This is a genomic window from Clostridium boliviensis (genome assembly GCF_033342255.1).
Lineage (GTDB): Bacteria > Bacillota > Clostridia > Lachnospirales > Lachnospiraceae > Lacrimispora > Lacrimispora boliviensis.
The window spans coordinates 22686-34619 of record NZ_JAWONS010000184.1 but is presented as its reverse complement, the minus strand read 5'-3'; the positions used below and the strand labels follow the sequence as shown (position 1 = coordinate 34619).

At 40.9% G+C, this 11934-nt stretch carries 12 protein-coding genes; all 12 read left to right on the top strand.

Annotated elements, in window-relative coordinates:
- Positions 1 to 777: HD-GYP domain-containing protein (locus RZO55_RS12070; RefSeq protein WP_318064538.1), on the top strand; the 777-nt coding region annotated here is incomplete at its 5' end.
- Between the two features lie 326 nt (positions 778 to 1103).
- Entirely contained in the window at positions 1104 to 1826 is a 723-nt protein-coding gene (locus RZO55_RS12065; protein WP_318064537.1) for a LytR/AlgR family response regulator transcription factor, read from the top strand.
- Positions 1823 to 2317 (top strand): hypothetical protein, encoded by a 495-nt coding sequence (locus RZO55_RS12060; protein WP_318064536.1) that lies wholly within the window; start codon positions 1823 to 1825, stop codon positions 2315 to 2317. The genes RZO55_RS12065 and RZO55_RS12060 overlap by 4 nt, the downstream gene beginning before the upstream one ends.
- A 283-nt stretch (positions 2318 to 2600) precedes the next feature.
- Positions 2601 to 4097: a hypothetical protein gene (locus RZO55_RS12055; protein ID WP_318064535.1), complete on the top strand. Its 1497-nt coding sequence runs from the start codon at positions 2601 to 2603 to the stop codon at positions 4095 to 4097.
- 183 nt (positions 4098 to 4280) lie between these two features.
- A complete protein-coding gene (locus tag RZO55_RS12050) occupies positions 4281 to 6119 on the top strand; it encodes a vWA domain-containing protein (RefSeq protein ID WP_318064534.1) in 1839 nt (612 codons plus the stop codon).
- Between the two features lie 41 nt (positions 6120 to 6160).
- Positions 6161 to 8344: a transcriptional regulator gene (locus RZO55_RS12045; RefSeq protein ID WP_318064533.1), complete on the top strand. Its 2184-nt coding sequence runs from the start codon at positions 6161 to 6163 to the stop codon at positions 8342 to 8344.
- A gap of 46 nt (positions 8345 to 8390) precedes the next feature.
- Entirely contained in the window at positions 8391 to 8822 is a 432-nt protein-coding gene (locus tag RZO55_RS12040; protein ID WP_318064532.1) for a hypothetical protein, read from the top strand.
- A 27-nt stretch (positions 8823 to 8849) separates the two neighbouring features.
- A complete protein-coding gene (locus RZO55_RS12035) occupies positions 8850 to 9278 on the top strand; it encodes a membrane-associated protease 1 (RefSeq protein ID WP_318064531.1) in 429 nt (142 codons plus the stop codon).
- 125 nt (positions 9279 to 9403) lie between these two features.
- A complete protein-coding gene (locus RZO55_RS12030; protein WP_318064530.1) occupies positions 9404 to 9844 on the top strand; it encodes a DnaJ domain-containing protein in 441 nt (146 codons plus the stop codon).
- A 19-nt stretch (positions 9845 to 9863) separates the two neighbouring features.
- Positions 9864 to 10418, top strand: a complete 555-nt coding sequence (locus tag RZO55_RS12025; protein WP_318064529.1) for an FHA domain-containing protein — start codon at positions 9864 to 9866, stop codon at positions 10416 to 10418.
- Positions 10419 to 10495: 77 nt separating this feature from the next.
- Positions 10496 to 11026 (top strand): FHA domain-containing protein, encoded by a 531-nt coding sequence (locus tag RZO55_RS12020; protein ID WP_318064528.1) that lies wholly within the window; start codon positions 10496 to 10498, stop codon positions 11024 to 11026.
- Between the two features lie 51 nt (positions 11027 to 11077).
- A complete protein-coding gene (locus RZO55_RS12015; RefSeq protein ID WP_318064527.1) occupies positions 11078 to 11923 on the top strand; it encodes a PP2C family protein-serine/threonine phosphatase in 846 nt (281 codons plus the stop codon).
- Positions 11924 to 11934 lie beyond the last annotated feature (11 nt).

The window sequence follows — 11934 nt, the reverse complement described above, 5'->3', positions numbered from 1 at the left end:
ATTTTTTCCCCAGGTACAAGTGAGATGGAGATAAGACAGATGATTTCTGCCATGGGTAATATGGTAAAAATTCAGACTGTGAATAAAATCATGCTTTCAATTTCCTTTGGATACAGCATAAAAAGCAGCAGTAAGGATACCATCACAGAAGTATTAAAGAAAGCCGAAGATTTTATGTATCGGAAAAAGCTGATGGAAAGTCCCAGTATGAGAGGGAAGACCATTTATACCATTATGGCAGCACTTCATGAGAAGAACTTCAGAGAGGAGCAGCATTCTTTGCGTGTATCCGAACTGTGTGAAAAGATGGGAAAAGCCCTTGAGCTTCAGGAAGATGATATTAAGGAATTAAAAACAGTAGGGCTGCTTCATGATATCGGAAAGGTGGCCATTGAGGAAGGCATTCTCAATAAAAACGGAAAGCTTGACGTTAATGAATGGGGGGAGATGAAAAAGCACCCCGAGATTGGATACCGTATCTTAAGTACAGTCAATGAGCTTTCAGAAATGGCGGATTATGTGCTTGCTCATCATGAACACTGGGATGGAAGCGGATATCCCAAAGGATTAAAGGGCGGGGAAATTCCCATACAGTCCAGAATCATCGCTATAGCCGATGCCTATGATGCCATGATCAGTGAACGGAGCTACCGTCATGCGCTGCCCAAAGAGATTGCGGTCAGTGAGCTGCAAAAGGGAGCAGGAACCCAGTTCTGCAAAGAGTATGTTTCTATATTTATTGATAAAGTGATTAACAATTCCGGCACAGGTGCCTAGACATGAAAACCGGGCAGGAGGCAGATGAAAAATTATCTGGCTCCTGCCCGGTTTTCTGTTTTTATAATCAAGAAAAGTAAAATATTTGATTATAAACAGATCAAAAAATATTGTTTGAATATAAAAAATGTAACTAAAAAACACATTTAAAGTGTCAATTTTGGAACTCAACGTGTATAATTTTGGCACTTGGGTTGAAAAATGTCGAAAATAGTTATATGCTGAGACCGTTAACAAACAAAATTGGCAGAGTGTTAATAGTTGATAAGGAAGCAAATCTGTAGAAAACTGATTTCGGAGATTGCTGGATAATAGGAGGAGAGGCCATGCTGAAAATTGGAGTATGTGATGATGACCATCTGCTGCTGTTGGAAGCAGAAACGCGTTTGCGCAGGATTGGGATTGAAAAAGAGATGGATCTGGAGGTGGAGACCTTCTGTGATGGGGATGAAATTGTCAGGGCTGTTTATTTAGGAAAGCGTTACGACATTATTTATATGGATATTGAGATGAAGCGCATGAATGGACTGATGGCAGCAGAACGGATCCGTGAATTTGACCGTATGGTGCAAATTGTTTTTATGACATCGCATCAGAGATACATTAATCAGGCCTTTCGCTCAGCGCCCATCGGATACCTGGTTAAGCCTGTAAGAGATCCTGAATTCAATAATAATTTCAGTCATATTATGAATCTGATCGAAACAAAAGATTTATACTACCGTTTTAAATACGGCAGAACAGAACGCCAGGTATATTTAAAGAAAGTGTTATATTTTGAAAGTAAGCTCCGCCTGACTGAGATTGCATGTGAAGAAGGCCGTCACAGATTATACAAAAGTCTGGAAGAGATTGAAAATGAGTTAAAGGACCGTAAATTCCGATTTATCAGAATTCACCAGTCCTATCTGGTCAGCTTCAATCAGATTGCCAGATTCTCCAACGACATTGTGGAATTGATGGATGGGACATGCCTCCCGGTCAGCCGCAGCAGACGAAAGGAAGTGGAGGAAATTATGTTTGAAACCATGGGGTGGTGCCAGATTTGAGAATGACTAAAAAAACCAGCTATTATTTTATTATGATGGTGGTGGGTGTTCTCGTATGGCTGGAAGGAAGTTACAGGTTTTTAAGCCGATGGTTTATGGATGTAATTATATTATTTTCGCCGCTTCCTGCTTATGTTCACTATATGATTCAGTCTCTTTTTGAATTAGCAGTTACATATGGGGAAGTAATCTTACTGTTATTCATTTTATCAGATTGGAGATCGAAGAGAAGCAGTGAATGGGCGGGATATAAAAAGGCTCTGCATTTGTATCTGATTATTGGAATCATTTTGGAGAACATAATAATTTACATATTTCAGAACCTGTTTTCCATCTATATTGAATCATATCTGGCCGCTATCATAATGACAATGGTGATTAAAATAGTTACCATATTTATGGCAGGATTATCAAATCTTTATGTCCGATATGAATGCCTATGGATTTTTCAGGCAGATGACCGCGTCAACACCTGGGTATTTAGTTTTTAACAAATGGATGGTTCCTTATATGGTAAGGATATGTGCGGCGTTATTGTTTATGGGGGATGGAAAGCTGGACGCATGAGACCATTGGGGGAATTGAACGGATATTTAAAATATAAATTAATAGTGGTACTTTGGATGAGCAGCTAAAAAGCTGCTTTTCTTTTTTATAATTACCAAAAATTACATGTAGGCTGCTAAATGTTACATGATGAAAAAATATGTAAAAATATGTATTATAATGTAACAAAATGATGCTTTGCTTTGAATAATTGGGAGGGGAATCTATATGATTAAGAAAAATAAATTTGCTTTGCCAATTGTGGCAGCAATACTGGTGACTGCCGCAGTTTCTGCCTGTTCTGTAAATGAGAGGTCTGCAATTGAAGAGGGCAAGAAAGCTATTTCTGAAATTCAGCCAATACTTTCAAAACGTGACAGGGCCTTAAATGTGTCCCAGGTAACGGAGCCGGCAGGATTTGATTCACCGGAGAGTGCAGTGAAAGCTTATTTAGAAGGCCTTAGGGATAACGATTTGAAGCGTATGACAGATACCTTTTCAGAAGATGCAAATACTGATGATATTATGCGGCAATATACAATTCTCTGCGGGCTTGATTTGGAAGTAGAAGACTCTGTGATTTTTAATAATAAGGCAGATGCAGAAGCATTTGTGGAAAAATTAGATAGTTCTATTAAGACAGCGGATTTTGGTTCAATGAAGTTGATGGGGTTTGTTGCTCCGGAATCTTTAGAAGAGGTATATGCAAGTCAGAAACATCAGGAAAATTTAATCAAAGCTGCGCAGCGGTATGGTGGGGATAAGATGGTAAGCTGTGTCGCCGCTGTTGAGGTGGGTGACATGAAGTATTTACTTATTTTTGATGTAATAAGAAAGGATGGACGATGGTTTAATCACCAGATGGGCGGAATATTTGCCAATATGTTAGGAATAGACAGGGAAGCGGTAGGAAGTATTTTGTTAGATACAGAGGATGAGAAGAGTCTGAAACAGTTGTTACCTGATTTATCAAAAAATTTATTAGAGACGGAAGCCGTGCGGGGAGGGGAAAAATCTGCAGTTGCCAACATTGAGGCAGGAGGCTTTGATTCGTCTCAAATGGCAGCTAAAAGCTATTTAGAAAGTCTTGCAGCCAATGAACAGGACAAGATGATTGGTGCGTTTGCAGTAGAGAGTTATGTGGACCATTTTGATATACAGACCAGGTTAGAAAGTACCGGGGCATATATTTTTATGCAGCAGGAGTTTGATCTTCCGGTAGTAAATGGCTTAACCAGATATTTAAATATTCAAAGAAGAAAAAAGAAAATTAAGTGGAATATTTTACAACAATATGCAGCACTAGGCAGTTATTCGGGAAAGGATATAAGTGATCTGGCTCAATCGAGGGAATTGGAAGTTTCTTCAATCTTATTGGAGATGCCATATCGCCTGAATCTAAATACCATAAAAGTTCTGGGGTATATCCTTCCTGAACGGATCTCAGAATTCTATGGTTCTGATGAATTTCAGAATTTAAGATATCAAAGAATGAAAGATTATGGTGCGGATAATACGGAAAGTATCGCAGTTGTGTTCGAGTTTGATGGTGCCAGGTATTTAAGCTGTATTGATACGGTAAAATATGGCGATAAATGGTATGTCCGTGAGCTTGGCGGTGATCTTTCCTCACTGCTTGGCCTCAACAGTAATTACGCTGGTATAATTCCTTTAGATTTCCTTAAAAATCAGGATATAGATAGTCTGGTTTTGCCGTTCAACTGATGAAAAGAAAAAAATCTATAAAGTAAAAAATTCGACGATATTTTACCAAAAATTACATGTAGCGTGCTAAATATTACATGAACGGTTTTTTTGCTGATTTTTGTATTATAATGTAACTGACAAAAATAAGGCAAAGATATGGACATTTAAAATTTTTACCAGATCTTTGTCAGGAGGGGTGAGATGAAGAGTATAAAAAGGATTTTTCTGTTCCTCGGAGTGATCATACTGTTATTACCAGTAAGAATAGTAACTCAGGCAGCAGAAGAGAACCATGAGTTTCATGTAAGGAATGGTGAAGTAGTATTCCTGCTGGATACCAGCGGTTCTATGAATGCCAATGATAAAAGCAGACTTGCCATTGATGCCATACGGCAGGCAGGCTGTAGTATTCCGTCAAATTACAAAACTGGATTTGTGGCCTATAATACAGGAATTCAATCGGTTATTCCCTTGAGTTCCGGGGCGGATCCCATGGGTGAACAGCTTTCCTCTATTATTTATAAGGGCTATACCAATGCAGGGGAAGGTCTGAGTCAGGCTGTAGAACTGTTTTCCACTGAGGAGAACGTAGAACGCAGTATAGTCATGGTAACTGATGGAGAGATTGATATGCCAGACCGACAGGCAAAGGAATCCTCGCGGAATTTGTATTCAGAGACCATTAAGAAGGCAAAGGAAGCGGGAATAAAAATTTATATCGTTGCTGTAGGCAGTGAATTAAATGATCCTCAGATGCATATCTTCGACGGAGCGGAAATGACAGATGGTGCTATCTACTGGCAGGGGCAGTCGGGAAATCTGGTACAGATCATGAATCGCATTCTTTATGATCGAATGAATCTTCCTAAAAGGTCGGTAGGAGTGACAGACGGAAATGGAGGAAGCCTTCATGTTGAAATTCCTTCTCCTGGAGCAGAGCATGTAAAAGTAGTACTGACCTCAGTGCAGGGAATTCAGAATGTGACAGCGGATTATACTGCAGAAGAAGGTCATATCTCAAGCGGACGTAATTTTGCAGTGATAGAGATGACCAGACCCGCGTCTGACGCTGTTGATGTTCGTTTTCAGACACCGGAACTTACTGGAGTGGAAGCATATATGATGGTGGAATATACTGCCGAACCAGTAATCAATATCAGTTACCGCAGAGAAGAAGTTACACCTGCTGCAGAAGGAGAAAAAAGCAAATCAAAAGTCCCCCCGGTCTATAATCACTTTGCAGACCTGAAAATATCTCTTAAAGATATCGGAGGAAAAAACGATAATCTTTGGAACACGCCTTATTATGAAGGACAGTCGGTACCATTCTGTGTGAATGGCGTCTGGAAATCTGGAACTATAAGTGGAGGTGTCATACCTTATTCTCTTTCCATAGATGGAATTGACGAGTTATCTGTTGAGATTGATTCCAGTATCTTTTCTGAAAGGTATTTTGTTACTCAACCAGTGACGGAAAAACTCGCTCCTCCACCGGATCCAGTACCGGAACCTGAACCGGATTATCGACCGCTGTGGGCGATTTTGGGATCTCTTGTACTGGTGATAGTCGTAATCCTTCTTTGGTGGTATAAGAAAAAGAATTCGGCAGTGATTTATGTGTCTCAGTCACCATCTATGAAGGAACCGGTTAAGATGAAGACAAAAGCCTGCAGTTATTCTGGAAAGTTCAGTATATATGTTGTGAGAACCGCAGATGGACGTGACGTACCTCCTCAAACCTACCAGTTATTTGGAAGAAACAGTGGACGTATGACACTGGGACAGATATTAACTTCCTGCAAAATAAAACTGGGCCGGATAGGAGAAGAAGACATTATTATTTACCCAGGACCCGACCATTCAGTGATAATTATGGACCAGTCAGAACGGTGTACCGTACTGCGTGGTATGGAGATTTTAAAGAAGGGTATGGGGTATCCGGTATTTTACAACGAAAAAATTACAATTACATTTGAAGATGAATCCACAGAGATGGAAATTCATTATAAAAACCTAAAACCAAGTGAGAGGAAATCATAGCAACATCCTTTCAGATAGATAACAAAGGAGGAATAAGCAATATGGGAAATGTAATAAAACAGACCAACCGGACTCTGTTAATGGAGGTCATTAATCCGGAAAAACTGGATTTGTTAACCCTTGTTGGAGATGTCAGGGGAGTGGAAAGTCTGTCAGACGACAAAATTAAGGAAATCAACGATCACTTAATGGTCCGCAGTTTCGATGAACTTTTGGAAAAATTTGCACCGACAGTCTATTGCTACTATAACGCAAATAATCAGAGAGTTGCCTATCAGCTGGATAAACCAGAACAGGTACCTGATGAGATGCTTACAGAAATACCGTTAAACCGCCAGAATGAATTTATGGGAATGCTCATGTCTATGGTGGAGACAAAACGCTCTGAGGGAACAATTAATGTAGATTTCAAATTTGAGAAGCTTACAGATATGATATCTCCCAAGAAGGTCATGGATGCAATCAAGCAGAACCGAAAAGAACTGCAATATACATATGGGGAATACGCAAAGCTGGATGAAGAGGATCCTAAGAAGAGAGATTTAGGCGACAAGTTAAATGTTATGTTTGAGGAGGCAAGCGCCAATTATAACAACGTCATGGCGCTCCTCCCCCTGGCAATTGAAGACATCAAAACCAGACTCCTGTTAGGAGACGGAGGAGATAAAAAGGACAATACCCCTCTTGCGTTAGGTGTATTAAGCATGGGTGATCAGGGAGAACTTCGGGTGTTAGAGGCTCCCAAAGTTGAAACAACAGCTTTGACCACGATTGATGATAATGTAAATACCGGGCTGATCGAAGCGTTAAAGGATGATTACCAGGCATTAAATGAGGAGAGCAATGACTATGTTGGAGCACTTGTTGCAAGAACCTTCTGTCCGCTGTCCTCTACCATGGAGAGCAGTATTGATATAGCAACAGAAGTTTCCAATTATAATTCCTATTTGGAATTCTATAAGGAATCAAAAGACGCCTTTATCAAAACTGTAAAACCCCTCATTGAAAGACTTCTTGGAATCTGGTGTTATTTTGAACAGTATCCCAAAAAGTTGAAAGGAATGCGTCCTTCCATGCTTGTGACCAACGTATCCAATGAGATGCTGGCAAAGAGCAGCAATATTCCGAGACTGATTACCTATTTAACAACAGTGAATGCAAAGAATGACTTTACTAACACAGTCTGGTATGCAGTAGTACCCAACGTATCCCTGGATCAGAACAGTAAGATGAAGCTGACCAGAGAACGTTTTAAAGGAAATTCCAAGGCTGAAAAGAATGATACTAACAGTGTGGAATCATTAATCCGTCTGCTGGATGTTTTCAAAGATTACAAAGTTCAGTGCTTTTTCTCCTATGAGGCAGATGACAGCACCACCTTTAATGCTTTGGCAACGGAAGGAATTACAAGATATGAGGACCGCTGCGCTACACTTATGGGGAAAGAATTCAGTGAATTTGCTATCCCGTGTCTGCCAAACTACACAATCATTCCTAAGGACAAATCAGGGGTTGTTTTAGACAGCCGCATGGTTGTGGGTGAAAATCAGACAGCAGAGCTTTCCAAAGAAAAAGAAGATATTATGAAGCTTTGGATTGATGGTGTCTATGTAGGTGCTGCTTATGTAGCCGCAGGAATTGTGTCTGCCTGCCAGTGTCCGGAATATTTAAAATCAAAATTCGGACCTGGTGTCAGATTAGATATGGAACTGCCGGGAGTGAGATTTGATATCGAGGCAGATGACCATTCCCTGATCGCATGTACCACTATGGCGAAGGAAATTACCGGGTTTACAAATTCCATTAAAAATGATATCAACCGGAAAAACTTTGGATTCATTTTCAGTTCAGAAAATGCTTCTTACAAAGGAAGTAACATAACAAAAATAATGGTTTATAAAGCAAGGAACTTAATGTCTGATGGTTCCATGTTTGAACCTATCTATAAAACACAGGTAACTACATATATCGAACGGGTTATGCGGCACGGAACAGGAGACTTTAAAGAAGATTCCATTGTCCAGTTCTTTTCCAATAATCCTAACAGCCAGAAGAGTCAGTGGCTGTCCAGACGAGAATATCTTAACGGAGTTCTGGGAGCAGGAGATGACATCAGCTGCAACATTAATGAAGAAACAGGCTACTGTACGTTAGACATTACTTTTAACGGTAATGTGAAGAACTTAGAAGTAGAGATCAACCGATTATCGGCGAATAAGGCATAAAAACCTTTGAGCATATATTTTTTCAAAAGAAAAGGAGGAAGTAAGCATGGGATTTCGTATGAAAATCACCGGAGGACCAGAGGATATCGTTTTTGACGAGCGGAGTATTACAAAAGTAGATTTTGACTCCATTTCCTCAGCAGACTCTAATGCAAGAGCAACAGATTTTGGCCTTACAGTTAAAGTATGGGGAAAGATGCTGTACAAGCTGGGAGGAGAAGGAAATGATCCGACTTTAGGACTTGCCCAGTGGGCCCAGGTACCATCTGAGAAGGCAGACTGCTATCGCAGTGCAGAGATTACAGTTGTATCTGCAAGCCAGGTAGTACGCCAGTTCACCCTTCCAAATGCATTTGTTATGGAGTACAGCGAGGAAGTTGATGATGAAAGCGGCGTAGGAACCTTCTATATTCACATGAAACAGAAGAAGGATGAGAACGCAGTTACCAAGATTGAAGGCGGCTTCGGCGGCGAATAACGGAGGAATGAAAGGAGGATTTAAGACATGTCATACAGAGTAACAGTAGAAGGAATGGAAAGCTTTGATATTGCTAAAGAATGCGTTCGCAGCGTAAAATTTACCACAGATATTCCGCTGGATTCCAACGCAAGAACCAAGGATGTGGGAAGCACCCTGGTTATCACCGGAAGGATCTTAACCGCAGTTGACGGAGATCCCTTTGACAGCACCAGAAAGCTGGCTTTATGGTCAGCCGTTCCGGCAGAGAAAGCAGACTGCTACCGTAAGGTAACCATCGAGCATGTAGCAGCTGGAATCATGGAAAGAAAGTATTATTTCCCCAATTCCTTTATCATTGATTATAAGGAAGAATTCGGAGATGTGGAAGGTACAGGAACATTCACATTAACGATTAAGCAGAAGAAAGATAAGTTAGGCTTAGTTACAGTAGAAGGTGGCTATCCGGCCGCATAAGCAGGAGAGCAGGGTGTGTCCGGAGAAATCCGGGCGCGCCCTTTTTCCAGATAAAGAGGGAAGTTAAAAAAAGAGAAAACACCCCACGGCACACATTGTCTGTGCCGGGAGACAAGGCGGAGCAGATGAAAGATTTTTACAGTGTGCTGGGAGTCTCCCAGTCTGCGTCAGAGGATGAGATAAAGAAAGCATATAGAAAATTGTCAAAAAAGTATCATCCGGATGCCAATCCGGGTAATAAAGAAGCAGAGGAACGGTTTATTGAAGTGTCGGAGGCTTATGCCACCCTGCAAGATCAGGAAAAACGAAAAGCTTATGACAAAACCCTTGAAAAAGATTTTCAGGAAGAAAAATCAGGGAAAACAAACAAAGCTTCTCGTAAAAATACCGGATCTCCTGCTGACATCAATTTTTCCAATATGGAAGAACAGTTTGCACAATTCTTTGGTTTTAATCCAAAGAATGGGAAGGTTGATGAAGATAAGATGAATCCAAATAAGAAAAAAAGAACAAATCCGCTGGATGCGACGGAAATGTTTGAGAGATATATGGGTATTAAAAAATAGAATGGGAGGATATGGAAGAATGAAAAAGCGGGGAATTGATTTAGTGATTGCCGCTGTTTGTATAGCAGTCATTGGAATTGTTTTTTTCTATTCGGATCAGGTACGAGGCAGAGGAATCATTATGGCAACAGCGGCCCTTTTATTAATCGTATTTTTGATTCTTGCTGTAAGAAACACGGAAGAAAAGAAGCAGGCGGTGGGACGTTTAAAACTAGGTCTGCCTACAGACGCGGAATTGATAACAGAAATTGTGCTGCTCAGCGAAGAAGATACGGAGCTTATGGCATGGGACATGTATGGAAAGATGGCTATGGTTATCGGACGTGACGTAAGAGAAAATCAGGTGGATATTGATCTGGGTAGTAGTTCTTATGCCAGTATGGTGGATATCGAACATGCAGTATTAAATTATTCCACAGGCAACTGGTATGTGGAAGATCTTGGCAGCTCTAATGGAATCAGCGTAAAAAAGGCAGAAGACGGCAGAGTTTATAAGCTTTCTGCAGATACTCCCTGCCGGATTGAAAAAGGTGACCATTTGTATGTAGGGTTAAACAGACTGCTTTTAAGATAACAATGGGCGAATCGATTTTAGGTTCGGCTGGTTTTTTTAGTTAAATAATATATAAAGAAGAGAAGGAGCTAATTAATATGAGTGGTAATTTAATTCGGTGCCAGAACGGGCATTTATTTTCATCAAGAAGATATGGAACGGTATGTCCTTATTGCAACATTGAGACAGCAACAAAGGAGAAAAAAGAGACCGGTGGAAAGAATGAGGAAGAATTAGAGGAGCTGTTATTCGCTCAGGAAACATCTCCTGTATGTGGGTGGCTGGTCTGCATCTCCGGACCAAGACAGGGAAAGGATTATAAGATAAAATCAGGTAAAAATTTTGTTGGCCGGGCAGATGACATGGATATTCAGGTGTTGGGAGATAACAAAATTTCCCGCCGTAATCACGGTGTCATTGTCTTTGATCCGAAAAAAAAGGAAACGGTATTGCTTCCCGGCGACAGTAATGGTCTTGTATATCATAATGATGCAGCGGTTTATACCCCTACAGTACTTAGCGCTTACGACGTAATTGAGATGGGAGAGAGTAAGTTTGCATTCCAGCCATTCTGCGGAGAAAATTTCATGTGGGAAGATAAAGAAGGCAGTTCGGAATCAAAGCAGTAGGGCAGACAAAAAAGATTTCTGAATATGAAAATAACAGAATGGAGGGGAATCATGACAATTCCCGAATCAATTATTCTTTTTTTGGGGCTTGCAGGAGGGATTCTCCTGATCCTGCGGGTCAGACTGGAAGTCATTAGTTTCCGGAGCAGTTCCGTAAGAAGGCGCTTAAGCTGTGAAAGCGGAGCGTCCAAAACGATTGGTGACCGGGAAGTGCAGGAGGATGAATATGGAATAACCGAGACATCGGAAGGGTCCATGGCAGTTCTTGCAGACGGTATGGGAAAACATTTTGGCGGTAAGATAGCCGCACGGACAACTGTTCAGGTGTTCTTGGACATGTTTGAGGATAAAAATGCTTTTTATAATCCTCAGTATTCCTTTCGCAAGGCATTTCATGGGGCTAATCGCGAAATATTAAATCAATTAGAAGAGAATCAGGGCTGTGCTTCTGCAGCAGCAGTCATGATAAAGGACCGCAAGCTCTACTATGCGTCTGTCGGCAATGTAAAAGCTGCGGTTTACCGGAACCGGGAGCTGGTACCAGTAACATCGGGACATACGATTGATGTTCTGGCGAAGCAGAAATATGGGGAAGGGAAGCTGACAAGACAGGAAGCGGTCAGCCTTCTGGATCATCACAGGCTGTATAACTATGTGGGGCAGGATGGATTTCGGGACGTAGAATTTTTTGATACGCCTATTACACTTTACGGTGGTGAATATGTACTTCTTATGACAGATGGTCTATATGAAACAGCCAGATGGAAAGATATAGAAGAGTGTCTGGAGCAGGGAGGAAGCTGCCAGGAAATCGCTTATAAAATAATTGAGCTGGTAAATAAAAGTCAGGAAGAAGATAAGGATAATGCAGCTGTTGTAGTGCTGCAGATTCGCTGACAAAGAATTGA

What these genes read in the sequence shown, in the direction of transcription:
- RZO55_RS12065 (WP_318064537.1), top strand. Translation starts at nt 1,104, where the DNA reads ATGCTGAAAATTGGAGTATGTGATGATGACCATCTGCTGCTGTTGGAA.
- RZO55_RS12055 (WP_318064535.1), top strand. Translation starts at nt 2,601, where the DNA reads ATGATTAAGAAAAATAAATTTGCTTTGCCAATTGTGGCAGCAATACTG.
- RZO55_RS12050 (WP_318064534.1), top strand. Translation starts at nt 4,281, where the DNA reads ATGAAGAGTATAAAAAGGATTTTTCTGTTCCTCGGAGTGATCATACTG.
- RZO55_RS12045 (WP_318064533.1), top strand. Translation starts at nt 6,161, where the DNA reads ATGGGAAATGTAATAAAACAGACCAACCGGACTCTGTTAATGGAGGTC.
- RZO55_RS12040 (WP_318064532.1), top strand. Translation starts at nt 8,391, where the DNA reads ATGGGATTTCGTATGAAAATCACCGGAGGACCAGAGGATATCGTTTTT.
- RZO55_RS12035 (WP_318064531.1), top strand. Translation starts at nt 8,850, where the DNA reads ATGTCATACAGAGTAACAGTAGAAGGAATGGAAAGCTTTGATATTGCT.
- RZO55_RS12030 (WP_318064530.1), top strand. Translation starts at nt 9,404, where the DNA reads ATGAAAGATTTTTACAGTGTGCTGGGAGTCTCCCAGTCTGCGTCAGAG.
- RZO55_RS12025 (WP_318064529.1), top strand. Translation starts at nt 9,864, where the DNA reads ATGAAAAAGCGGGGAATTGATTTAGTGATTGCCGCTGTTTGTATAGCA.
- RZO55_RS12020 (WP_318064528.1), top strand. Translation starts at nt 10,496, where the DNA reads ATGAGTGGTAATTTAATTCGGTGCCAGAACGGGCATTTATTTTCATCA.
- RZO55_RS12015 (WP_318064527.1), top strand. Translation starts at nt 11,078, where the DNA reads ATGACAATTCCCGAATCAATTATTCTTTTTTTGGGGCTTGCAGGAGGG.